General features: G+C 38.7%; 21 protein-coding genes. 16 read left to right on the top strand and 5 right to left on the bottom strand.

All coding sequences use genetic code 11. The features are described from left to right. Positions 1-15: 15 nt before the first annotated feature. Complete coding sequence (gene sdaAB, locus AOT13_RS18855) at positions 16-687, bottom strand: L-serine ammonia-lyase, iron-sulfur-dependent subunit beta (protein ID WP_003248432.1); 672 nt, start codon at positions 685-687, stop codon at positions 16-18. A gap of 135 nt (positions 688-822) precedes the next feature. On the opposite strand from sdaAB, the gene AOT13_RS19780 reads away from it, so the two are divergent. Beyond that, positions 823-1,068 carry a hypothetical protein gene (locus tag AOT13_RS19780; RefSeq protein ID WP_003248433.1) on the top strand — a complete coding sequence of 82 codons (246 nt, stop codon included), beginning with the start codon at positions 823-825 and terminating at the stop codon, positions 1,066-1,068. A gap of 890 nt (positions 1,069-1,958) precedes the next feature. Here the strand turns inward: AOT13_RS19780 and AOT13_RS18850 are convergent. Beyond that, the gene (locus tag AOT13_RS18850; RefSeq protein ID WP_003248434.1) at positions 1,959-2,636 is read right to left on the bottom strand and encodes a helix-turn-helix transcriptional regulator; all 678 of its coding nucleotides are present in this window, start codon (positions 2,634-2,636) and stop codon (positions 1,959-1,961) included. Between the two features lie 379 nt (positions 2,637-3,015). Here AOT13_RS18850 and ald point away from each other — a divergent pair, with 379 nt between their 5' ends. From ald to AOT13_RS18830, 4 genes are all read left to right on the top strand, one after another. Further along, complete coding sequence (ald, locus tag AOT13_RS18845) at positions 3,016-4,134, top strand: alanine dehydrogenase (protein WP_003248435.1); 1,119 nt, start codon at positions 3,016-3,018, stop codon at positions 4,132-4,134. After that, positions 4,127-5,131 carry a bifunctional threonine ammonia-lyase/L-serine ammonia-lyase TdcB gene (gene tdcB / locus AOT13_RS18840; protein ID WP_003248436.1) on the top strand — a complete coding sequence of 335 codons (1,005 nt, stop codon included), beginning with the start codon at positions 4,127-4,129 and terminating at the stop codon, positions 5,129-5,131. The genes ald and tdcB overlap by 8 nt, the downstream gene beginning before the upstream one ends. Before the next feature lie 68 nt (positions 5,132-5,199). Continuing rightward, entirely contained in the window at positions 5,200-6,609 is a 1,410-nt protein-coding gene (locus AOT13_RS18835; protein WP_042386140.1) for an amino acid permease, read from the top strand. Positions 6,610-6,887: 278 nt separating this feature from the next. Next, a complete protein-coding gene (locus AOT13_RS18830; protein WP_003248438.1) occupies positions 6,888-8,231 on the top strand; it encodes an APC family permease in 1,344 nt (447 codons plus the stop codon). A gap of 293 nt (positions 8,232-8,524) precedes the next feature. Here the strand turns inward: AOT13_RS18830 and AOT13_RS18825 are convergent, their stop codons facing one another. Together AOT13_RS18825 and fosB are read right to left on the bottom strand one after the other, a co-directional pair. After that, entirely contained in the window at positions 8,525-8,722 is a 198-nt protein-coding gene (locus AOT13_RS18825) for a hypothetical protein (protein ID WP_003248440.1), read from the bottom strand. A gap of 45 nt (positions 8,723-8,767) precedes the next feature. Next, positions 8,768-9,190, bottom strand: a complete 423-nt coding sequence (fosB, locus tag AOT13_RS18820) for a metallothiol transferase FosB (RefSeq protein ID WP_003248442.1) — start codon at positions 9,188-9,190, stop codon at positions 8,768-8,770. A gap of 204 nt (positions 9,191-9,394) precedes the next feature. Between fosB and AOT13_RS18815 the strand changes: the two genes are divergently transcribed. The 8 genes from AOT13_RS18815 to AOT13_RS18780 all read left to right on the top strand — a co-directional run bounded on the left by AOT13_RS18815 (position 9,395) and on the right by AOT13_RS18780 (position 17,651). After that, a complete protein-coding gene (locus AOT13_RS18815; protein WP_003248444.1) occupies positions 9,395-9,892 on the top strand; it encodes a GNAT family N-acetyltransferase in 498 nt (165 codons plus the stop codon). A 1,422-nt stretch (positions 9,893-11,314) separates the two neighbouring features. Continuing rightward, entirely contained in the window at positions 11,315-12,115 is an 801-nt protein-coding gene (locus AOT13_RS18810; protein ID WP_003248446.1) for an SDR family oxidoreductase, read from the top strand. A gap of 52 nt (positions 12,116-12,167) precedes the next feature. Further along, on the top strand, positions 12,168-14,093 hold the full coding sequence (locus tag AOT13_RS18805) for a BglG family transcription antiterminator (protein ID WP_003248448.1): 1,926 nt from the start codon (positions 12,168-12,170) through the stop codon (positions 14,091-14,093). Between the two features lie 4 nt (positions 14,094-14,097). Beyond that, positions 14,098-14,541: a transcriptional regulator GutM gene (locus tag AOT13_RS18800; protein ID WP_003248449.1), complete on the top strand. Its 444-nt coding sequence runs from the start codon at positions 14,098-14,100 to the stop codon at positions 14,539-14,541. A 16-nt stretch (positions 14,542-14,557) separates the two neighbouring features. Then, the gene (gene srlA / locus AOT13_RS18795) at positions 14,558-15,106 is read left to right on the top strand and encodes a PTS glucitol/sorbitol transporter subunit IIC (RefSeq protein WP_003248451.1); all 549 of its coding nucleotides are present in this window, start codon (positions 14,558-14,560) and stop codon (positions 15,104-15,106) included. Positions 15,107-15,125: 19 nt separating this feature from the next. Then, positions 15,126-16,154 (top strand): PTS glucitol/sorbitol transporter subunit IIB, encoded by a 1,029-nt coding sequence (gene srlE, locus AOT13_RS18790; RefSeq protein ID WP_003248452.1) that lies wholly within the window; start codon positions 15,126-15,128, stop codon positions 16,152-16,154. Between the two features lie 80 nt (positions 16,155-16,234). Further along, the gene (locus AOT13_RS18785) at positions 16,235-16,600 is read left to right on the top strand and encodes a PTS glucitol/sorbitol transporter subunit IIA (RefSeq protein WP_003248453.1); all 366 of its coding nucleotides are present in this window, start codon (positions 16,235-16,237) and stop codon (positions 16,598-16,600) included. Between the two features lie 640 nt (positions 16,601-17,240). Further along, on the top strand, positions 17,241-17,651 hold the full coding sequence (locus AOT13_RS18780; protein ID WP_042386143.1) for a DUF3021 domain-containing protein: 411 nt from the start codon (positions 17,241-17,243) through the stop codon (positions 17,649-17,651). Between the two features lie 150 nt (positions 17,652-17,801). Here AOT13_RS18780 and AOT13_RS18775 read toward each other — a convergent pair whose 3' ends face one another. Next, on the bottom strand, positions 17,802-18,425 hold the full coding sequence (locus AOT13_RS18775) for a LysE family translocator (RefSeq protein WP_013400201.1): 624 nt from the start codon (positions 18,423-18,425) through the stop codon (positions 17,802-17,804). A gap of 306 nt (positions 18,426-18,731) precedes the next feature. On the opposite strand from AOT13_RS18775, the gene AOT13_RS18770 reads away from it, so the two are divergent. The 3 genes from AOT13_RS18770 to AOT13_RS18760 all read left to right on the top strand — a co-directional run bounded on the left by AOT13_RS18770 (position 18,732) and on the right by AOT13_RS18760 (position 24,275). Next, positions 18,732-19,901, top strand: coding sequence for an IS256 family transposase (locus tag AOT13_RS18770; protein WP_060678135.1), 1,170 nt, complete (start codon positions 18,732-18,734; stop codon positions 19,899-19,901). A 424-nt stretch (positions 19,902-20,325) separates the two neighbouring features. After that, positions 20,326-22,023, top strand: a complete 1,698-nt coding sequence (locus AOT13_RS18765) for a methyl-accepting chemotaxis protein (protein ID WP_035502652.1) — start codon at positions 20,326-20,328, stop codon at positions 22,021-22,023. 563 nt (positions 22,024-22,586) lie between these two features. After that, a complete protein-coding gene (locus AOT13_RS18760) occupies positions 22,587-24,275 on the top strand; it encodes a methyl-accepting chemotaxis protein (RefSeq protein ID WP_003248460.1) in 1,689 nt (562 codons plus the stop codon). Positions 24,276-24,412 lie beyond the last annotated feature (137 nt).

Below are 24,412 nucleotides of genomic sequence, written 5' to 3'. Positions count from 1 at the left end.
ATTCCCCCATTTTTATTAAAGTAAAATGATGTTCGCTTGATCATCGATATGAGACAGTTCCTCTTTTCCGGCAGTTGGCAATGGTGAATCCAAATCAAATTCATATAGATATTTTCCATCTGCTTCAAAGTGTTTCGCCATGTTTACTTTCACATTATATTTCGCAAAAAAATGAAGCATAATAGGTTTGAAATCTTTTCGCTTCGTGATGGCCAAGCAAACTGGCAAAGTTCCTTGAAGGTCAAATGAAAAACCGTCCATTTCAATATGTTTTACTTCAATGATTCCGCCACCAACAGAAATACCAATAGTTCGAATACTATGAGTTTCATCTTCTAAATAAACATCGGCAGTATTAGGGTGTCCTATAGGACTATCATCTTTTTCTTCAATGAAAGTAATGTCAATGCCTTTAGATTTGGCAATTTCAATCGCCTTAGGCACTCTTGGGTCATCTGCAGCAAACCCTAACACGCCGGAAATAATGGCATAGTCAGTCCCATGCCCTTTATGTGTTTCGGCAAATGATTCATAATATCTTACTACCACTTTCTTTGGGAGGCCTTTGAATAATTTGTATGCAACATTTCCAATCGCTAACGCGCCAGCAGTATGAGAGCTAGAGGGACCTACCATAATCGGTCCGATAATGTCAAAACAACTTTTGTAATTGACGGCTTTACACATTATTGCTTCCTCCTTGAAAAACGTATTTTGCTGGACATTTGCCGCTTGAACGTGCCTGTTTTTCTTCTACTGAATGAATTGTATAATTCTTAATACAACATTCCATAAATGCCTGCAATTCAGCAGGCAGCTGTAATGAAGGCTGCGTTTTCGCAAATGGATGATTACCAAAAAGCTAGTTGCAGTGTTGCCATACCTGTTACAAGAGTTTGGAATCCAAAAAATCATTCCAATTACCGCCCATCTGTATTGGCAGCAAAAATGGAAACAATAATACCAACTTGCGTAAGTGGTTCAATGGCAACGGCGACAGTAGGAGAATCACCGGCAAAATTCATTTTTTATCATATTGGGTTGCCATCGCATTCTCTAGTGCCTTAACAGTTACTGTTGCGCTTATAATAATAAATTATTATAATGATAATTTTTTATTATTCTATGTAAAGAATATCATGAAAGAAAGCGCTTTTCAATATAGAAGCAATTATTTTTTATATTAAACTCACGGTGCTGAATAAAATGCTGGAATTTGCGGAAAAATGAAGTTGCCTGCCTGCATGCCGGGAGTGAAGCGGTTTTGCAGGAATCGCTGATGACGGATACTGCGCCTCAGCGTTTTTGATGCGGTTGAATGGCTGAGGTTCTGCCGAACACCGTAAAGCATATACTTGGCGTGCTTACATTTGGATTTTTGCATGAGGGGGATTCATCATGATGAAGGATGATAGTGAGGAAATACTTTAATATCGAAGAATAGAAAAAAGATAGATTAGATGGTCAAAAGACAGATAACAGGAAATAAATGGACTGCCAATAAAGAAATGTACTGGATCAGGCTTCTGCGATGGAGTCCATATGGGATTGCTTGAAAAGAAGAAACTAAACGCGCAGCGGAGCCGCTTGTCATTGACTGCAGCACGGAGCTTTGGCAGGCGATAGATAGGGGCGGAGCCAGCCCAACGAGTGCTTGGAATCGATTGGATAGTGTGAAAATCTTCAGCAGGATAAAGCTCAAAAGCTGTTTTTTTCAGCAAATCTTGCATTCATTTACCAGCATAGACAAAAAAGAGACAATGGCAATGGATAACTTCGGAGAATCTCGCCTTGCCATCTTCGTTTGACTAAGTAATATTCACATAACAAGAGATTCTATGAAAAACTTAGATTAAGCGGGGGGAGGTTTATAACTCTTTCTATTTTGTCTTGATGGAATAGTCATTTTAAGAAGGCTTAGCAGGGATTTTTAAGCCGAACAAAGTTTTAATAAAATTTTATCGAAGTTGTTTTTTTTCTGAGTGATTAATCATTTGAAGATAGCGATAAACACTTGCGACGGACACGCCCAATGTATTAGCTACATCAACTACTGCTCCTTTAATATTGAATATTCCTTGTTCTTTTAATTTTGATATAATGGATACCTTTTGCTCTTGCGAAAGCTTTGCTCCAGATTCGAGGATATTTTTATCTACTAGAGAATAAATCATATCTTGAATATTAATGGTTAAGTTTTCAATAGGCTTTTCTTTTTCTGTCGCTTTTTTAAGATCTTGTGTGGAGACATCCAATTGTGCTAGTTTTAAAACTTCTTTCGCCAAATGATAGTGGTGGTCTGCATCAAAATTAACACACAAAAGGCCAAGTAATTCATTATCTTCTCCTTTAATAAAGAGGGTAGAAGAACGAAATTCTTTACCATTAGCGCCTTTAGAGCGATAGTTGGCCACAAAATCTTTTTCTAAATATACTTTTTCATTAATTAATTGCCTTGCATAGTCCGTTAATGGAGCCCCTAAATTTCTCCCGCTCAATTCACCGTTGATTATATGAGCAATATGTGAGCCCCCATCTGGATCCAATACATGTAAAACAAACTCATAAGAAGGACCTAATATGACACTAAAGTAGTTCATTAAATTCGTATAATGTCTGATTAGTTCCTTATCCAAATGAAAACACCTCCGAAGAGAAATTGTAAAAACATTATAAAAAAGAACATTAATAATAGCAAGTTATTTAATATAAAAAAATTATAACGATAATAAAAAATAATCAAATCGTCAATTTTTTTATATTGAAAAGCGCTTTCTTTCGTGATATTCTTGATTCAGGATAATAAAAAATTATTATAATAATAATTTATTATTGAATCTTTAACTATTCAGCCAAGTGTTTATCCATTCTTTTAAGTTATTGGAAGTGTCATTCTTCATGCAATTGAAGGAAACTCTTGCACGATAGCAGCTATTGAAATGAATTACTCCATTGCTGGAATGGCACTGCCAAGTTCTATAGTCAATTAAATCACTTCTGAAAGGATGTGTCAGCATGAAAATTGGCGTAGTAAAAGAGATTAAAAAAGGAGAAGCACGTGTAGGAATGACTCCGGAAAATGTCCGGAAGTTAGTTGCGGAAGGGCATCAAGTTTTCGTTCAAAAAGATGCAGGCCTGGAATCTGGCTATACCAATGATGAATATGCAAATGCCGGGGCAAGCATCGTCACTCAGGAAGAAGCTTGGGATGTTGATATGGTAGTCAAAGTGAAGGAACCATTGCCTGAAGAGTATCGCTACTTTAAAAAAGATCTTATTGTATGGGGATTTTTGCATCTGGCCGCTTCAAAAGAATGTGTGGAAGCAATGAGAAAGGCGGGAACGACGGCAATTGCAGCAGAAACGATTAGCGAGAATGGCGTTTTGACATTATTAAAACCTATGAGTGCGATTGCTGGCCGCCGTGCCGTATTTATGGGAGCTTATTATTTGGAAAAACAACATCAAGGGCAAGGAATTTTATTATCAGGAATTGCGGGGATTCCTGCCGGGCATGTTGTCATTTTAGGTGGAGGCAATGCAGGGATTAATGCGTGTGATATGGCCATCGCAATTGGCTGCCGTGTGACTATCTTAGAAATAAATCAAGCACAAATTGCGTATTTGAAAGAAAAATATAAAAATGCTCCAGTTGAAGTGGTGGAATCCAATACGGAAAATCTTGAGAAACATATAAAAGAGGCAGACTTATTGATTTCAACCATCTTAATACCTGGAGCGAAACCGCCAAAAATTGTTAAGGAATATATGGTTCAATCAATGAAGCCGGGAAGTGTTATTGTTGATATTGCCATTGACCAAGGCGGCACAGTAGAAACCATTGATCACTATACAACACATGATAATCCTGTGTTTATTAAACATGGTGTACTGCATTATGCCGTGCCAAATATGCCAGGAGCGACCCCGAGAACTGCGACGATGGCATTATCCAACGGCAATATTGAGTACTTGTTGGCCATTGCTAATAACGGGTTGGAAAATGCAATGAAACATAAACCAGCGTTAGCATCTGGCGTAAACATTTATAAAGGAACTATTACTTATGAAAATTTAGGAAAAACATTAGGGTTAGATTATAAACCATTAAAGGAGATGGTAAAGAATGATTAACAAAATTTTGCCGCTTACCATTCATGATATAAAAAAAGCCCAACAAGTCCTTTCAGGAAATGCGCGCAAAACTCCTCTTGTTAAATCGTTTTATTTGACAAGTAAAACGGGCGGAGAGATTTATTTAAAGTTAGAAAATATGCAGTTAACCGGATCATTTAAGTTCCGCGGCGCATTTAATAAAATTTCAAATTTAACTGATGACGAAAAAGTGCGTGGCGTGATTGCTTGTTCAGCTGGCAATCATGCGCAAGGGGTTGCATTATCTTCCCATTTGCTTGGGATTAAAAGTAAAATTGTCATGCCAATTTCTGCACCACAAGCGAAAGTTGATGCAACAAGAGGATATGGCTCGGAAGTCATTTTACATGGCGAGACTTTTGACGATGCGAAGGCTAGATGTGAAGAAATTATACAAGAAACAGGAGAAACATATGTACATCCATACGATGATGTTGAGGTAATGGCTGGCCAAGGAACAATTGGTTTTGAAATTCTTGATGATATGTGGGATGTAGATACTGTCATTGTGCCTATTGGCGGAGGCGGCCTGATTTCAGGAATTGCAGTGGCGCTGAAATCTTTTAATCCTTCTGTCAATGTTGTCGGTGTCCAAGCCGACAATGTTCACGGAATGAAAGCTTCTTATGATAGCGGAAAAATTGTGGAGCATTATAAAGCCCCGACTATAGCTGACGGATGTGCAGTGAAAATCCCGGGAAAATTAACGTTCGAAATTGTTAAAGAACTAGTGGATGATATTGTAACAGTATCAGAAGAAGAATTGGAAGTAGCCATGAAAGACTTGCTGCAACGCGGAAAAACTGTCGTTGAGGGGGCCGGGGCGTTAGCTACCGCTGCTCTCCTTGCAGGCAAAGTGGATAAATATGCAAAAGGAAAAAAAGTAGTAGCGGTGATATCAGGCGGAAATGTCGATTTGCAGCGCATTTCAAGTGTATGTGAACATTTCTTTGTTGCTAATGAAATAACCGCGTAAAACAAATAAATTGTATGAAAGCAAAACCTGGAGAGAATATCTTAATCAGTAAAAGAGGGGGCATACACGTGGCCAGCCTGTTTAAAAAAAAATCTGTTACGCAATTGTTAAAGGAAAGCAAAAGCGAGACTTTCTCGAAAACGTTGGGAGCATTTGATCTGACCATCTTAGGGATTGGCGCAATCATTGGTACCGGCGTCCTTGTATTAACCGGCTTAGTGGCAGCAAGAGATGCCGGTCCGGCAGTAATTTTTTCCTTTATCATCGCAGCGGTTGTTTGCGGTTTTGCCGCATTATGTTACGCAGAAATTGCTTCTACATTACCTGTTTCAGGCAGTGTATACACATATTCATATGTAACGATCGGTGAGTTTGTAGCCCATTTAATGGGGTGGACGTTGTTATCGGTATATATTTTAACGGCATCAGCGGTAGCTAGCGGATGGACAGGCTATTTCTATAACTTAGTGAGCGGTTTTGGCTTAGAAATACCTAAAGCACTGTTAACGATTCCGTCGCAAGGCGGGATTGTTAACTTGCCGGCAGTAATCATTACATTGGTGTTAACATGGTTACTATCACGCGGCATGAAAGAAAGCAAACGTGTGAATAATGCAATGGTATTAGTCAAAATTGGGATTGTTGTGCTGTTTATTGCAGTCGGTGCATTTTATGTAAAACCAGAAAACTGGGTGCCATTTGCGCCGTACGGTTTAAGCGGAATCCTTGCCGGAGGAGCAACAGTGTTCTTTGCTTTCTTAGGATTTGATGCACTGGCGACTTCGGCGGAAGAAGTGAAAAACCCGCAGCGTGATCTTCCGATTGGCATTATCGCTTCGTTGGCTGTTTGCACCATCATTTATATTGCGGTTTGCCTTGTGATGACTGGCATGGTTTCCTATAAAGAATTAAACGTGCCAGAAGCAATGGCTTATGCACTAGAAGCGGTTGGGCAAAATAAAGTAGCGGGTGTAATTGCGGTTGGCGCTGTCATTGGCATTATGGCAGTAATTTTCGCGTACATTTATGCAGCAACACGTGTATTCTTTGCCATGAGCCGTGACGGTTTATTGCCAGAATTTTTTGCGAAAATCAGCAAGAAAACGGGAGCGCCAACATTTTCAACTTGGCTGACAGGAATCGGCAGTGCTTTCATTGCTGGTTTTGTTGATTTAAAAGAATTGTCGAACTTGGCCAATATCGGGGCATTGCTGACATTTTCGATGGTTGGGGTATCTGTTATCATTCTTCGCAAAACACATCCGAATTTGCAGCGTGGATTTAAGGTTCCGCTCGTTCCGGTTTTGCCAATTATTTCAATAGCGTGTTGTTTATTTTTAATGATTAACTTGCCATTAACGACATGGATGTACTTCAGTGTTTGGTTAGCCATCGGAGTATGCGTTTACTTTGCATATTCGAAAAAAAAAGCAGTCATATCTGACGACAAAAGATTAGAGATAAAAAAAGCAGAATGAAGGAAACAGCGTATTTTCCGCATTCTACTATGTTGTTTTCCAATTGTTCCAAAACCAAAACTTTATAAAAAGGATATGTCACTTTCTTATTTTACACCATAAATAATGTTCAGTAAACTGACACATACTGTGTAGAAATGACCGTGCAGCAAAAGTCTCTTTTCTTTGGAAGATCTTCGGTGTATCATGTTTATCATGTGTATCATGTGTATCATGACTGCTTATACGAGGCTTAAAGGTCGTATACCAAAAACACAAAGAAGACAGGAGTGATTACTTTGTCACAACAGGGGCTTAAAAAAGAAATTGGTTTCTTGGCTGCTTTAACTACGGTGATTGGTACTGTAATTGGAGCTGGTGTTTTCTTTAAGCCAACTGCAGTATATGGTGTCACTGGGACGGCAAGTTTAGGGCTGCTTGCCTGGCTTGTTGGCGGCGTGTTAACTATTTGTGCAGGATTAACAGCAGCTGAATTATCGGCAGCCATTCCGGAAACAGGCGGCATGATGGCCTATTTAAAGCGTACGTATGGAAATTTAACAGCATTTTTATTAGGATGGGCGCAAACGATCATTTATTTTCCAGCAAATATTGCTGCGCTGGCGATTATTTTTGGAACGCAAACGGTAAGCCTGTTTGGATTAAATGCAAATGAACATAGAATGATGATTGTGGGAATTGCGATTCTTACGGCAACCTTTATCACTCTTATGAACTTTTTAGGCGCTAAAGCCGCCGGGGGCATTCAGACTGTTTTTACTATATGTAAATTGCTTCCTTTGGCTCTTATAACTATTTTCGGATTGCTGCATGAAGGCGATGTGACTTTCCAACTGTTTCCAATTGAAGCAGGGCCGGACAAATCTTTTATATCCGCCCTTGGTTCCGGGCTGCTGGCAACCATGTTTGCCTATGATGGGTGGATTCATGTGGGGAACGTCGCCGGAGAAATGAAAAATCCTAAGAGAGATTTACCTAAAGCAATTATATTAGGATTATCGATTGTTATGATCGTTTATTTATTAATTAATGTTGCATTCCTGTTGGTCATGTCTGCGGCAGCTCTTGCCGGAACTGATACGCCTGCATCTGATGTAGCAACCATTCTTTTTGGTAAAATGGGCGGAAAACTAGTTAGTATCGGTATTTTAATTTCGGTATTTGGCACCATTAATGGATATACGATGACGGGAATGCGAATCCCTTATGCAATGGCATTGGAAGATAAATTGCCTTTCAGCAAATGGTTTGCCACACTGTCTGATAAAACGCGAATCCCTTATAATTCTGGAATATTCATCTTGCTCGTTGCGATCATTATGATGGTTTTAGGCGGATTTAACACATTAACAGATATGTTAGTGTTTGTGATCTGGATATTCTATACGATGACTTTTCTTGCGGTGATCATTTTGCGCAAAAAAGAACCGGACCTTGTGCGCCCTTACAAGGTGCCTCTTTATCCTGTCATACCTATAATAGCGATTATTGGCGGGTTGTTTATCGTTATTAATACCTTATTCACACAAACATTCCTTGCGTTATGCGGAATCGGTTTAACCGTTTTAGGTCTTCCGATTTATATGCGCAAAAACGGATTGAAAAAACTTAAAAATAGTTAAGGATTCAATGGGGATACGTGTAAAAGCGCAAAAATGGATATTTTTCCAAAAAATTTTCTTAACCCTCGATGACTCCGGCAGGAATTGTCGAGGGTTTTTTTGCAGAAATGGGCTGCAGGCAATCAGTCCGCATTTTTCGCGGGAATGGCCCGCTTGAATGCTGCTGGCTGGAAACGGTGTCCGATCGCTTATTTTGTTTTGGCTCTGTTAAAAAATAATGTTGATAATCTAAAATTTAAGGAATCTTCCACTGATGAATGGTTTGTAAGTTAAACCGTGAATATCTTAATAACTTATTTCTGCCAAATTTTTTTAAATAACTTGGTATATGTTAATGCAAGTACGGATTGCAAAATTAAGAATAATGATAAATAAAATATTTGCACATTATTGTCTAATGCACTTAATATTGCCATAATCAAGCCGGCTAAGATAAAAAGCCCACTCAGGAAAGGCGCTGCTTTCATTAATATTTCAAATTTTTTGTTCATTTTATCTATTCCCCTTTATTGTTAAGAATCCGCAAATGGTTATTTTTAATCAAAAAATTGCATATGCGGTTTTTCACTTCTGTAATAAGATAATCGGTCGTTCAAGCTGCCTGTGTGAAATTCGAATTTATGCCCATCAGGATCTGTAAAATAAACGGAGCGTTTATCTCTTTCGTCTCTCTGTCTGCCCGGAAGAATATTGACGCCCAACTCTTTCAACTTTTGAACCGCGCTATCAAAATCTTCTTCTTTAACAGAGAAAGCGATATGCGTGTATGAATGCTGGATTTCGTTTCGCGGAATATCTTGTTGGACATTTAACGCCAACCAAATCCCGTTTAAGTCAAAGTAAGCTAAATTTCTGCCTTTGACCAACAGCTTTGCGCCGAATACATGTTGGTAAAAACAGATGGATTTTTCCAAATCAGACACGGAGAAAGTTAAATGATTAATGCCTCCGATTAGCAAGAGTATAATACCTCCACGATCAGAATTTTCAATTATTTTTAATGTTACTCTTATTATTACACTAAATCCCCCAACATTATCAAGGGATTTTTTTCGTTTAGGGAAACAGGAGAAACCCCCTTTTCTTATAACCAGTCAGGATATTGAAGAGGGGAAGGAAAAAAGATACAATACATGAAAAAGAATTGGTGGGGGCGGACGCTTATGACAAATCATATAGTTCATAAAGAGGTTGTTACCTTAGATTTTTATAAGCCAGAGTATAAATGGCAGTTAGAGAATTACTATTTGCCACAAGAACAGCTTAAATATACTTCATTGCCATTGGACGCAATTGCTGAATGCGAAAAGGAGGCTGGCTGTCACCCTGTCGTTATTCTCTTTCATCATAGTCCTGCTGGATTTTTTGTGTTACACGAATGGGAGGGGGTGAAGGAATATAGCGATAATAGAGATGCCATTCTTTTGCGGGCATTTTCGGTTCATTTTTCTTTCCAGGGCAAAGGAATCGCTAAACAGTCGCTAATGTTGCTGCCATCTTTTGTGAAAAAGCATTTTCCTAACAAAAATGAAATCATATTAGCTGTAAATCATATGAATAAGGCAGCACAGCATGTATATAAAAAAAGCGGCTTTAAGGACAAAGGATTGCGAGTGATGGGCAAAAAGGGAGAATTGTTTATTTTGCATATGAACCTATAAGAAATGATTCCCGGTTTAAGGGTTCTATATCCCGATCAAGTATCCTTTTTTCTTGTTCGGCTAACGGATCTGTTTGGCTGAAGAAGAGATCCTATTACGCTTAACTGTAATGGTGGGGGTATATTAATGGTGCATATTATTTTGGGCGGTTTTATAGTTTATAGCTTGCCAAACTTGTGCAAGGACGTTTAACGGTATTTATGTTAACTGGTTCGGTAATATTTGGCTTACTGACATTTGCTTATGGTTTTGTTACTAATTCTTATCTTGCATTATTGTTAATGCTATTCATGGGTTCTGCATATCAAATAAAGAGATTTGACACAAGAGACAATGTTTCAAAACAGCGCAGACGAAAAGACATTGGCGAAAATACTTGCTGCTAAATCCACATTAGTACAATGCATCTTTATTTTTTCTATAGTTGGTATCGGGTCATTAACAGACCTTATAGGATCTCGCCTTGTATGCATTGTATCAGGGGGATTGCTAATATTTTCTTCAGTATTTTGCTTTGTTCATTTACAACTTCAATGAAAAGGCATGTCCTTGGAAACTGATAAAGCAAAAGCAATATAAAATGGCACTTTTTTTCTTATGAGAACAGAGTTCCTTTGTTAATAACGGAGTTTATAAGTGTGCGATTTTTGAAATAGACACCCCCTGATGCTGTTGCATCAGTAATTCGAAAACACGTGAGAGAATGAGAAGTGTAATCGCAGACATTAATCATTAACGATAATCGAAACTTCTTTTGGTCATAGAGTGTTGAGTTTGGTAAGATGGGGGATATATGTTGCAAAAGTAGTGGATAACAGGAATATTTCTACGGGCACTAACTCATAATTCCAAATGCAAACCTAAATGACCCAATTGTCATCACGAAAATGCCTTATTCTGAAAGAAAAGACCTTGATTAGCAAAAAACAACGCGGGAGAAAAAATATGATATGCCAATTAACCATTGCTGTTATGTTAGCGGGTTTTCCATACAAAAAAGGCCGATGGATTTCGGCCTTTTTTTTGCTGGTCTAATCTCAAAAATGTATTTCAGAGAAACTCTTTATACAAATGTTTAATATACCATCTCTTCTCTAACTTCAAATTACCATTTTATTCTAATTTGTTGGACAAATGGATGAATTGTGTCAAATGTTTTTTTGGAAATGCCGAAGTCCTTTGATACGTTTAGGCTTTAGCGAAGTGGGCGTGAACGGTCGGAAGGGGCATGTTTTCCGTTTCCATTGACAAACGTAGAGAAAAAAGAGAAACAAGAACTTTTAGCGGACACTCCCCCTATTCATACACCTTTTTGCACTGAAAGTGAAAAACTATGTATTAATTTCGATTACATAAAAAAATATAGTATGGATAGAAAGAATGATTGCGTTTTCAAAAATATGACGAAAACGGGGGAATGCAATGATGAAATCGTGGCTAGAATTAGAAGGAAAGGTAGCAATAGTGACAGGAGGGGCATCAGGGATTGGGCTTCATATTGCAAAGCAGCTAGTTAATAACGGTGCTCAAGTGGTTGTTGGTGATGTAAATGTTGAGACGGGCAAAAAAGAAGACGGGATTTATCACATTCAATGCGATGTCACAAACAAAGAAAGTGTGCAAACAATGGTTTCCAAGACAATTGAGATTTTTGGAAAGATAGACATTTTGGTGAATAACGCAGGGGTAAATTTGCCACGCCTCTTAGTTGATTATCGCGGAGAAAACAGCGAGTATGAATTAAGCGAAAAAGATTTTGATTTTATGGTGGCGGTTAACCAAAAAGGACCTTTTCTCTGCTCACAGGCTGTTGTAAGGGAAATGTTAAAGCAAAACAAAGGAGTGATCATTAACATCTCATCCGAAGCGGGAATGGAAGGCTCGGCTGGACAAAGCTGTTATTCTGCCACAAAAGGCGCTTTAAATAGTTTTACTCGTTCTTGGGCAAAAGAATTAGGAAAATTTAACATACGAGTTGTCGGTGTTGCACCTGGCATTAACGAGAAAACGGGTTTAACAAATGTTGAATATAACCAGGCGCTCGCTTATACTCGCGGTGTGAACGTGGATGAGCTTGAAACAGACTATGCCAAATCTATCCCGCTTGGCCGGGTCGGCAAGCTGGATGAAATAGCTGACTTAGTATGTTTTCTTGCTTCCGATCGGGCAAGCTACATTACAGGTACGACCATAAACATTACTGGAGGAAAATCCCGGGGATAGATTATTATTTGTGACGGCTCTTGATTCCACTTATTAAAGGTGGGATGGAATAGTGGATTGTTATGCAGAAGACAAGGTATATCAAATCCTCTGTTTGGGGGTGAAAAAGCAATATTACACACTTGATTCTTTAGCACAAAAGCTTGGAGTAAGTACAAGGACGATTCGAAACTATATTAAGCAAATAAATAAAGACTTAAAAGGGATTGCTTATTTCAAAAACATAAGAGGGAAAGGGTTCTATTTATATATAGAAGATTATGCAAAATTTGAAGAGATATTCAAAAAAATTTCCCGGCAAGCACACATCATGGACACACCGCAAAAACGCCTTGCTTTTATTATTCAACATTTAATGACAGAAGACGATAGCAACACGATTGATGAATTAGCGTTCAACATGAATATTGGCAGAACAACATTGATTAATGATTTAAAAAAAGCTGCTGCAGTATTGAATCCATATGGATTAAAAATTATTGGAAAGCAAAATAAAGGCATGTATTTAAGTGGTGAAGAACTGAATTTGCGCCTTTTTATTATAGAAAATATTTACGACTATTTATACAGTGATTATCCGCTTGATAAAGAGATTAAAGAAATTGTTTTACAAACAGCTCAGCGTTATGCGATAGAGTCTGCTTCACAGGAAATGCTTTCAAAATTTGTTACGTTGATGTTAGATCGGTTATTAAACGAACATCCGCTGGATCAACTGAATGAGAAATATTACAAATTATTAGAAACAAAAGAGTTTAAGATTGCGAAAAAAATTGCTTATTTAATAGAGAGAACGCTGAATATTGCAATCCCTATTCCAGAAATTATTTTTATCACATTGCCGATTGTCGGCAGAAGGACACCGGCGAATACCAAATCCATGGCAGATATTACAATTACTGAGGAAATTAAAGGATTAATGAATTTAATTATTGAGAAACTTGATGCAGAGATGAATCTTAAGATCAATAACCAACCTTTGTTGAAAGATCTTGAATATCACTTGACATTTATGATCAACCGTTTGATATTTGACATTCGCTTAAAAAATCCTTTGTTAGGCGATATCAAAAGGAAATATCCGGTGGCGTATAAAATGGCTGAAGTTGCGGGGAAAGTGATTGAAGAAAAGTATGATATTCCTGTTTCAGAGGATGAACTTGGTTATTTAGCTTTATATTTTGGGGTATTCATCGGAGAAAACGAAAATAAAGAAAGACACTTGCGGAAAGTAGCGGTGGTTTGCGGTACTGGAAGAGGAACAGCGCGTATAGTCATGATTCAATTGCAGAGAGTGATTGGGAATCATGTATCGATAGATTTGTTTTCCGATCATGAAATTACGAAAGAAATCTTATCTGATTATGATCTGGTGTTTTCTACGGTTTATATACCGTTTCCATTAGAGCAGCCTTTAATTCAAATAAGTGAGATTTTTGATGAAGCTTATGTGGCAAAAGAAGTGGAGAGAGTCGCTTTCTATAGAAAATATAATCTGCCTAGTGTTAAGTTAAAACATTCAATACTTAGCGCACTCCTTGGTGAAGATCGCTTTTTTATCTTAGATCACAATAAGGATTACTGGGAAAATATTTGTGTTATGGTGGATAGTTTATATGAAAAAGGTTACGTGGATGCAGATTTTAAAAAGCGCCTTAAAGAACGGGAAGAAAAGGGAACGACGATATTTGACAGTTATATTGCACTTCCTCACACGCTTAATTGCGCCAGCGAGAATGTCGTTTTATCATTAGGTGTTTTTCCCCGTCCTTTGCAAACGTTTTCCGGAAAAGAGATTAAATTAGTTTTTTTGCTCGGGGTACCGCAACATATGAAACAGGATTCCAGTTTATTAGTCAAAATCTATGATGAAATTATTACAGTTGCCAATGACCGCCAATTGATAAATAGATTGGCGCTTTCGAAAAGCTATGATGAAATATCCCATTTACTTGAACATAACGTAAGGGGATGGTGAAGAAATGTTTATCGTCATGCTGTTCATGGCAGCGGCATTTATGATTCAGCTGGCACTTGGATATTTTCAAATTCGAAATTTTACAAAGACATATATCGAATTGCGGCGCAAAGGAAAGGTGGCGATTGGCAGAAGGCCGGGAAAGTTTCGGGCAGGCACTATTGTTTTATTTGCGGTCAACAATAAGGGAGATATCCTTGATGCGAAAAAAATGCAAGGTGTTACTGTGTTTGCCAAATTCAAAAAATTGAAAGGATTTGAGAATAAAAATATCTTATCGATAAATGATAATGATTTAAATAATTTCAATAAATTAGTGCGCATTGCTGTTAAAGATGCAATTCATAATTACAAAGTAATCATGAATGGTGGGGAAATACCAGAAAAGTTAAGTGTTTACAGACGGATTATTACAAAAGCGGAAAGTCTCTTGATGGCAAAAAAATAATTCTGGGGTGAATAAAATGGATTTTTTAGTGAAGTTTGCTGAAGGATTTATGAATCTTTTTAAAACAGGTGCGGAAACTTTTATTTCATGGATGACCAATATCATTCCTATAGTCTTGCTTTTGTTAGTAGCTATGAATACGTTAATTCGATTAATTGGGGAAGAAAGAGTGAATTGGCTGGCCAAAAAATCTGCAAAGAATCCGATAATGCGTTATATGGTACTTCCGTTTTTTGGAACTTTTATGTTAGGAAATCCGATGTCTTTGTCATTGGGGCGTTTCCTGCCTGAGAAATATAAACCAAGTTATTATGCATCTGCTGCTTATTTTAATCACACTAACAACGGTTTGTTTCCTCATATAAATCCAGGTGAGTTGTTTGTTTATTTAGGCATTGCCGCTGGCATTGAGAAATTAGGCTTAAGCACTACAGAATTAGCGGTACGCTATTTGCTGGTAGGTTTAGTTGCGAATTTAATGTCTGGCTGGGTCACGGATTTTACAACCGCGTGGGTATCCAAACAACAAAATATTAAATTAAGCGATGAAGTCAAACTGCAATGAAAAAAAGGAGGGTTATTCCGTGGAAAAACATCCATCCCGAAAAAAGTATAGATCCGTTAAAGTTGTAAAAGGAAATGGCGGTTTTGGCGGCCCGCTTATTATCACACCGACTGAAACCCGGAATAAAATTGTCTATATTACTGGCGGAGGGACCAGACCGGAGATTGTAGATAAAATTGCTGAGTTAACAGGCGCAGAACCGGTTAACGGCTTTAATACCACTGTTCCAGATGAAGAAATTGCTGCAGCTATCATTGATTGCGGCGGCACGCTCCGCTGTGGAATTTATCCGCAAAAACGGATCCCAACCATCAATATCATGCCAACAGGCAAAAGCGGGCCTTTAGCAAAATATATTACGGAAGACATTTATGTGTCAGCTGTCGGGCTCAATGAAATCCAGCCTGTTGAAGAGGAGATGGAAGAGCGCCAGCAGGAGCAAACAGCACAGCCGATAGAGAAAAAATTCAAGTATAGTGCGGATAAGAAGATTTCGGAGACAAAAGCATTAGAAGAAAATAAAAGTTTGTTAACTAAAATTGGATTAGGAGTAGGTAAAGTTATTAATACCTTCTATCAGGCGGGGCGTGATGCTGTTCAAACGCTTATTACTACTATCATCCCATTTATGGCATTTGTATCACTATTAATTGGCATTATCCAAGGATCAGGGGTCGGCAATTGGTTTGCCAAAATGATGTCACCTCTAGCAGGAAATATCTGGGGGCTTATCATTATCGGTTTTATTTGTTCATTGCCATTCTTGTCGCCTTTACTCGGTCCTGGAGCTGTTATCGCACAAGTCATAGGGACATTAATTGGCGTAGAAATTGCTAAAGGCAATATCCCGCCAAATTTAGCGCTGCCAGCATTATTTGCTATTAATACACAAAACGCTTGCGATTTTATTCCTGTCGGTCTTGGTTTAGCTGAAGCAGAACCAGAAACAGTCGAGGTAGGGGTCCCTTCGGTACTGTACTCCCGGTTTTTAACGGGTGTACCGCGTGTGCTATTGGCTTGGGTAGCAAGTTTTGGTCTATACTCTTAGTTTAGTACATTTGCATAATTGGAAAAAGCAGATTTATAGGAGGAGGGTGGCAGCACCGCTTCATCTAGTGCTGGATCATTATGAGAACGATTTACGAGAACACCATTAAAAGTATTGGTCCAATGGCCGAAGAATTTTTATCAGAAAAAATGTTGATCTTGTTTGGGGACAGAGCACCCAATGAACTTAAAGATTATTGCTTTGTCATTGATGTTGTTGAAGTAAAAGAGAAAATTCAAACGGGAGATGTCCTTTATATCGATAATGAAAAATTCGTAATTACATCTGTAGGGGATGTAGTCTGTCAAAACCTTGGCAGCTTAGGTCATATCACTTTGAAGTTTGATGGTTCCACAACTCCTCAATTGCCAGGAACATTACATTTAGAACAAAAGGAATTGCCGAAAATCGGAGTAGGCACCCAACTGAAAATAATGAAAGAATGATAAAAGTTTGTGGAAAGTGAATATATTGATGATATGCGGAATCGGTAATTTTTGTTTGACTTTCAGGATACAGGGTTAAGCTAATGATATACATGATTCTATAGAAGGGCGGACTCAATCGATAAAGATGAATCCGCCCTATATTATCGAGGGGCAGAATGAGGTTTTATCTACCGATTTTGCAAAAACAGAACAAAGTTTATGTTAATAGGGGATTGCTGCTAATCCGTCAATGATAGTTATTATAAAGAAATGCTTATTTATTTTCTGGCAACTTTTAATGTGCATCCTGATTCAAAAAAGAGTGAAAAACTGCATATGGTGAAGATGCAGCAGCTTCATTTATTCAGGATAAGGTTTTTAAAAGTGCGGATCGATTGCATAAGGCAAGCATATCCGTTGTGCCGGTTGAATATTGTGATGGTGTCCACCCCTTGGAGAGTGGTTGTTAAGCCACTGTTTATGATTTCCAAGGCGGTGGATTTTTTATGTGCATCCCTTTTTTTATAAACATGCATTTGAAAGGATGATTGTTGCCAGATAGAGGTGAAAAATGACCTTTTACCTTTATGATGAAGACAACAGCGGACATAACGAATACAATTTAATAAAGATGAGTGTAAAGGAGGGGGAAGAAAGGATGAGAATTTTTTTATACAGAAGCATCATTGGTATATTGATCGGTTCTTTTATTTCAATCATTGTAACTAGCTCTATCATTTATTTCGGCCATTTGCCTGTCATTCATGGGGAAAGTTTTTTAAAAAATTCATTTGCTTCCATATTTTGCGGGTGGCTTTTTACCGTGTCTTCTCTTTATTTTGAATTAGAATCACTCCGCCTGTCGCAACAAACGGCTTTGCACTTTGTTACAGTGATTGTTCTATATTTTATCTTGTCCTTGGGAATTGGATGGATCCCGTTTGAATGGAAAAGTATCCTTCTTTCTGTAGCAATATTTATTGCCATCTATATAGTTGTATGGGTTTGCTATTACTTGCATTTCGAAAAATTGGCAAATCAAATGAATGAAGAGTTAAAGAAAATATGAATAAAAATTCCCCTTCAAAAGCGCAGATTTGAAGGGATTTTTTTATTTTGCCGCAAAATTCTTCACAAAACATTTCTCATCATGGAAGTGCAAAAGAGCACCTCTTTGGCGGTACTTACATCTGCAGGAAAGGTGCCCCTTGTAACCGTTTCATTTTTCGCTAAACGCAATCTGTATGCCAATCAACGCCAGCAGCGAACCTTTTATCATGTTCATTCGTTTGGCTATGAACGGATTAGCAAGCAGGACATGGCGCAGTTTCTCGGAAAACACGCTGACAACGGCAAAAATTATCAAAGCTTGAACAAGAAAAAGAACTCCTAAAATAACCATCTGTAACGTAATATGTCCCAGCTGTTTATTCACAAATTGCGGCAACAATGCTAAAAAGAACAATGATACTTTTGGATTAAGCAGATTCATGAGAATTCCTTTTTTATACAATGATCGATATGTTAATGGCTTAGTATGGCGGATGGCAAAACTTGCCTCTTTTTCTTTAAACGATTGCCATGCTAAATAGAGCAAATAAGCTGCACCCGCATATTTAACGATGGCGAAAGCCAAAGCAGATTGATAAATGATTGCCGAAACCCCAAGCGCTGCAGCCGTGATATGTACAATAAGGCCGGAACAAAGTCCCAGCGCTGTGGCGATTCCCGCTTTTTTGTCCTGTGAAATACTTTGGGCAATGACAAACAGAATATCTGGCCCGGGCATTAACGTCAGCAATATCGCCACTCCTAAAAAGGATATAGTTAGTGTCAAATCCATTGGCAACACCTCTTTTGGATGGAATGAAGTACTATTCTTTGTTTTCTTTCCTTGCCTTCTCCATTTATTTCGCGATGAACCGGTTTTATTCCTTTCTTCGTGGAGGATGAAAAATGATGTTTATTGTTCGATATCGTTTGGAAATGCATAATTCCAATTAATTTTTTCTGATCTGTATACTTCGGGAATTTTAGGAAGATGATGTATAAAATTTTGTGTAAAGCATTTTGCTAGAACAAAAGAAAAAAGGTAGGGTATTCTCTGATTTGGACCACAACACATTCCAGAGAAAGGAGTACCCTACCTATGTCTAAAAGAAGTATACCGAATGTCGACTGGGCAAATCAACTGGAAAATGCCATTCGTCAGTTTGTAAAAGAAAAATTAGAACTGATTATGCGGGAAGAAATCAAAAATTTCCTCGAAATCGAACAGGCTGGAACGCCGAATATGAGAAACGGCTACTATCAGCGAAATCTAGATACACAATATGGCCGGATTGAGGGTCTTTTGGTTCCAAGAGACCGAAACGGGGAATTTCAAACACAGTTGTTTGCCCCTTACCAACGGCACACCGGCTGGCTGGAGGAAGCAATCATTAGGATGTATCAAAGTGGCATGAGTACACGGGAAATTGGCAAGTTTATCGAACGAATTCTAGGAAGCACCTATTCTCCTGCGACGATCAGCCGGATTACCGATGTCGTGAAGGAAGACATCGAGAAATGGCACGCTCGTCCACTACACCAGCGTTATTCGGTCTTATATTTGGACGGCTTGTACGTGAAACTTCGCCGGGATACGGTAGAGAAAGAAGTTATTTATGTGGTATTGGGGGTGAACGAAGAAGGGTATCGTGAAATTCTTGATTTCTTCGTAGGAGGACAAGAAAGCGCCTATGTATGGCAGGAGATTCTCCAACAGCTCTACAAAAGAGGCGTCAAGGAAGTGCTTCTTGGCGTCTTCGATGGCCTTCCGGGGTTGGAGGAAGCCTTTAAGGCGGTGTATCCGAAAGCCGATGTGCAGCGCTGTGTCGTGCACAAAGTCCGCAACACCCTCAGCCGTGTTCGGAAAAAAGATCAATTCGAAATGGCGGAGGACCTGAAACTCATTTATCGTTCTCCGAATAAAGAAATCGCATTGGAGATGTTTCAACAGTTTCAATCCAAATGGTCTCACAAATACCCAAGGGAAGTCCAATCGTGGGCCAATGAGTTGGATGTTCTTCTCACCTTTATGGACTATCCAAGCAGTATTCGAAGTGTGATTTACACGACCAATGCCATCGAACGAACGATCAAGGAGATTCGGAAACGTCTAAAGCCGATGAACAGTTTGAGCAGTTTAGAAGCCGCTGAAAAAGTCGTATATTTGACCGTTCAAGATTTTAACGAGAAATGGGCAGAACGAAAGTTGCGAGGATTTGCCGAAGCGCAGGAAGCCCTCGAGCGAATGTTTGAAGAACGTTATCATTAACCAAATAATGTAAATAGATGAGATGAGGGGATTCTCCCTTTCCCCCTCAAGAGACTGAATATTCAGTCCCCTGGGGGGGAACCAGCCCCCCCTCTATTCCAAATCTATTTCAGAGATACCCTATCTATCTTACATTACACAAAATTCTTGACGGTACCTTTAGGAATTTTAGGAATATAATCTGATTTATTATATCAGACTTTTATCATAAAATTATAATGAATTATATTATTTTTATAATATTGTTCGATTAATTAGGTATTTTGGCTTAGAAAAAGGAGGTGTGATTTGGTCGAAAACATATGGTTATGTTTTCCTATATCATCATGGATGAAAATGGAAAGGATCGTTGTTCGGTTTTGTGTTTGTGCTAATTGGGGGAGATAAAAACGAAAACAGTTCAATTACAGAAGGTGGAATAGAATTGAAAGCGCTAAAACTGGGGACAAAAATTAATCTCATTGTGTTGTGCGTAATTATTGGTTTATCGGGAATTATTACGGTCGTTGCGAATATCCAAATTACCCATGGAATGAAAAACGCGACGGTGGAAAAAGTAAAAGCTGTTCTTCAGCTTGCTTATCAATATATTGATGAGAAATACAAAGGCGACTGGATGATAAAAGATGGCGAGCTTTATAAAGGAAATGTAAAAATGAATCATAATGATGAAATCGTTGATCAAATCGGAAAACTGGTCGATGGAAATGTTGTTATTTTCCAAAATGACGTTAGGGTAGCCACCAATATCAAAAAAAATGGCAAGCGGGTTATTGGTACTACTGTTCCCGAAAAAATCGCAAACATCGTGCTGAAACAAGGAAAAACTTATTTTGGAGAGGTAGAAACGTTAGGAGAAACATTTCAAGCGGCCTATATGCCGATTAAGAATGCGGATGGAGAAAGCATCGGCATTTTTTGCGTAAGTACGCATCAAAGACATATTGATGCCACGATCTCTTCCCTTTTCAAGACATTAATTATTTCAACGCTTGTAGTGCTGATTATTTCTACCCTGATCGTTTTATGGTTTACACGAAACATTCATCGCCGATTAACCGTTGTCTCTAATGCACTCCAGCATGCAGGAGAAGGGAATTTTACCGTAAATATTCAAGATGATGCTCAAGATGAAATTGGGCAAATTATACATAGTTATAATAAAATGCGGGAAGATTTAAAAAAGTTATTTAAACATGTTACGATTGCGGCAGAGCAAGTCGCCGCTTCTTCAGAGGAGTTAACGGCGAGCGTGGAACACACTGCGCAGGCGACAGAACAAGTTTCATCAGGTACTAGGAAAATAGCGAGCGGAGCAGAAACGGAAGCAAGTAAAATAGAGGCGAGCGCTACTGCTCTTGAACAAATGGCACAAGGGGTTACCAATATTGCCAATCATTCTGTGGCGATTACCGATTTATCCAAACAAATGATTATTCAGGCGGAAGATGGGGGAAATTCTGTTCAAAAAACGGTCGAGCAAATGAATGAGATTCAGCAGTCGGTGTCTAAATCAAAAGAAATGATTAATGTGTTGCATGAACGTTCGAAAGAGATTGGCACGATACTGGATGTCATAAGTGAAATTGCCGATCAGACGAATCTTCTTGCATTAAACGCCGCGATTGAAGCGGCAAGGGCGGGAGAACAAGGAAAAGGCTTTGCCGTTGTTGCAGATGAAGTGAGAAAATTGGCGGAACAGTCCCGGGAGTCAGCGAAGCGAATCGCTGAACTGATTTTTGGCATCCAGAAAGATACGGAAAATACCGTACAAATAATGGAACAGGCGATTCAAAGCGTAAAGGGCGGAATGGAGATTTCACAAGAAACGACTCAGAAATTCAATGCAATTATGGAAAGTACAAGAGATGCTTCTGCACAACTGGAAGATATCACCGCAACCGTGCAGCAAATTTCTGCGGGAATTCAAGAATTGAGTTCGACTGTCAGCGAATTGGCGTCTGTTGCGAAAAAAAGCACTACGATATCCGAAGAAATCGCTGCTTCTGCGGAAGAGCAATTCGCATCGATGGAAGAAATAACATCGACCGCAAAATCGTTGGCGAACATGGCTGAAGAGTTACAGGAACAGGTTCGCAAATTTAAGTTTGAGGGAGAATAAGGTTGTTTTTGATAAATCAGAAACATAATGGAAGTTTCAGTGTTGTTTGGATTTTAATGATAAAAAAGGCGCTCAAGGGCTCATACAAATGTGGAGCCTGTTTCTTTTTTAGTAAATGTGTTTTGGGTTGAAAAAGATTTTACTTCTAGAAACAGGCTGTATTCCTTTTGCTATGTGCCGATGTGTGAATGGAGCCAGCGGATGAAAAAAGCAGTTGCTCCTTTGTTTCACTTGTTTGTTTTTGATATTAAGAATATAAGATGATTTACGGATGTTAGTTTTTTCTATTACAATTATATCCATCATGTTAATCCATTTATCTGACAAATGAAGGAGGGATGAAAAAGGAATTTTAATAGATTAGATGCTATTGTTCACATCTGTTTTGTGAAAGTGGATAAAAGGATAATGATGATGTTTATTATCATATTTACGCCATTTTTAGTTTGCAAAAGCTATTTATTTGCTTTTTCCAAATTTCCTGTTACAAGTGGCATTGGACGCAGAAAAACCAGCGGTTAAATTCGGATCTGTGAAGATAGCAATGGTAGAAGGTGAGTATAATGAAAAAGTTAAATCTTGGAATGAAAATTAATTTGTTTGTGCTAAGCGTGATTATTGTTTTAGCAGCAATTATCACGGTGATCGCGGATGTTCAAATTACGAATGGGATGAAAAAAGCAGCAATTGAAAAAGTAAAATCCGATCTTGCTTTAGCTTATCAATATATTGATAAGAAATATGAGGGAGATTGGGTGCTAAAGGATGGCGGCCTTTATAAGGGAGATACAAAAATCACTCATAATTATGAATTGGTCGATGAAATCGGAAGACTCACTGGCGGGACGGTTACTATTTTCCAAGAGAACACGAGAGTAGCAACGAATGTAATAAGAAACGGCAAACGGGCCGTTGGTACAACGGTTTCAGATGAAGTCGCAAAGGTAGTGTTAAAAGAAGGAAAAACTTATTTTGGCGAAGCGGAAGTGGTAGGCGAGAAATATCAAACTGGATACATGCCTATTAAGAATGCAAACGGGGAAAATATAGGCATTTTTTACATAGGCGCACCCCAAAAATTCATTGATTCCACTATTTCTTCTTTTTTGACAACATTTATTCTTTCAACGTTTATTGTACTCGTTGTTTCTGCTCTGATCATTTTATGGTTTACACGAAAAATCCGCATAAGATTGTCATCTGTTTCTAGAGCCCTTCAACAAGCGGGAGAAGGAAATTTTACTGTTGAAATTGAGGATCGCTCACATGATGAGATCGGCCAAATTGCAGACAGCTACAATAAAATGAAAGAAAATTTGGCGAATTTGTTAAAACATGTTACGACAGCAACGGAGCAAGTGGCCGCATCTTCTGAGGAACTGACGGCAAGCGCCGATCAAACTGCCTTAGCAACAGAACAAGTCGCATCAGGTATTCAGCAAGTGGCGAATGGAGCGGAGATTCAGACAAGCAAAGTGGAAGCGAATGCCACTGCCTTGGAACAAATGGCGCAGGGGGTTACTAATATCGCCGATCGTTCAACAGTGATTACAGATTTATCGAGACAAATGACGATACAAGCGGAAGATGGGGGAAATTCTGTTCAAAAAACAGTCGAACAAATGAATGAGATTCAGCAGTCGGTGTCCAAATCAGAAGAAATGATTAATGTGTTGCATGAGCGATCCAAAGAGATTGGCACGATACTGGATGTCATAAGTGAAATTGCCGATCAGACGAATCTTCTTGCATTAAACGCCGCGATTGAAGCGGCAAGGGCGGGAGAACAAGGAAAAGGCTTTGCCGTTGTTGCAGATGAAGTGAGAAAATTGGCGGAACAGTCCCGGGAGTCAGCGAAGCGAATCGCTGAACTGATTTTTAGCATCCAGAAAGATACGGAAAATACCGTACAAATGATGAAACAAGCGACACAAAATGTAAAAACGGGAATTGAAATCTCACAAGAAACAATGCAAAAATTCAGCCTAATCTTGCAAGGCATGAAAGATATTTCGTCACAATTGGAAGATATTTCTGCAACGGCACAACAAATTTCCGCCGGAATTCAAGAATTGTCTTCCACCGCTAACGAATTGGCGGTTGTTGCGAAAGAAAATGCAGCAACATCCGAAGAAATTGCCGCGTCTACCGAAGAACAGCTCGCTTCAATGGAGGAAATCGCCTCAGCGGCAAAATCGTTGGAAAATATGGCAGAAGAACTGCAAAAACTTGTTCGCACATTTAACATTTAACGTTTGTGCTAGTATAATAGAGAATTCAGTGTTAATTTACAAGGATGTTTAAAAGCAGTCCAAAAAGAAATGGGCTCTCATAAGGATGTCCCTTGAGAGCCCATCATATTCTTGTCTAATCCTAGACCACGCACCGT

Origin of the sequence: Parageobacillus thermoglucosidasius (assembly GCF_001295365.1) — a bacterium.
GTDB classification, from domain to species: domain Bacteria; phylum Bacillota; class Bacilli; order Bacillales; family Anoxybacillaceae; genus Parageobacillus; species Parageobacillus thermoglucosidasius.
This window is presented reverse-complemented; position numbering and strand designations above follow the sequence as displayed.

Coding starts and splice junctions, on each gene's coding strand:
- srlA (WP_003248451.1), top strand. CDS start 14,558: ATGGATTTTTTAGTGAAGTTTGCTGAAGGATTTATGAATCTTTTTAAA.
- ald (WP_003248435.1), top strand. CDS start 3,016: ATGAAAATTGGCGTAGTAAAAGAGATTAAAAAAGGAGAAGCACGTGTA.
- AOT13_RS18760 (WP_003248460.1), top strand. CDS start 22,587: ATGAAAAAGTTAAATCTTGGAATGAAAATTAATTTGTTTGTGCTAAGC.
- tdcB (WP_003248436.1), top strand. CDS start 4,127: ATGATTAACAAAATTTTGCCGCTTACCATTCATGATATAAAAAAAGCC.
- AOT13_RS19780 (WP_003248433.1), top strand. CDS start 823: ATGAAGGCTGCGTTTTCGCAAATGGATGATTACCAAAAAGCTAGTTGC.
- AOT13_RS18770 (WP_060678135.1), top strand. CDS start 18,732: ATGTCTAAAAGAAGTATACCGAATGTCGACTGGGCAAATCAACTGGAA.
- AOT13_RS18785 (WP_003248453.1), top strand. CDS start 16,235: ATGAGAACGATTTACGAGAACACCATTAAAAGTATTGGTCCAATGGCC.
- AOT13_RS18825 (WP_003248440.1), bottom strand. CDS start 8,722: ATGAACAAAAAATTTGAAATATTAATGAAAGCAGCGCCTTTCCTGAGT.
- AOT13_RS18775 (WP_013400201.1), bottom strand. CDS start 18,425: ATGGATTTGACACTAACTATATCCTTTTTAGGAGTGGCGATATTGCTG.
- AOT13_RS18780 (WP_042386143.1), top strand. CDS start 17,241: ATGAGAATTTTTTTATACAGAAGCATCATTGGTATATTGATCGGTTCT.
- AOT13_RS18815 (WP_003248444.1), top strand. CDS start 9,395: ATGACAAATCATATAGTTCATAAAGAGGTTGTTACCTTAGATTTTTAT.
- AOT13_RS18800 (WP_003248449.1), top strand. CDS start 14,098: ATGTTTATCGTCATGCTGTTCATGGCAGCGGCATTTATGATTCAGCTG.
- AOT13_RS18810 (WP_003248446.1), top strand. CDS start 11,315: ATGATGAAATCGTGGCTAGAATTAGAAGGAAAGGTAGCAATAGTGACA.
- sdaAB (WP_003248432.1), bottom strand. CDS start 687: ATGTGTAAAGCCGTCAATTACAAAAGTTGTTTTGACATTATCGGACCG.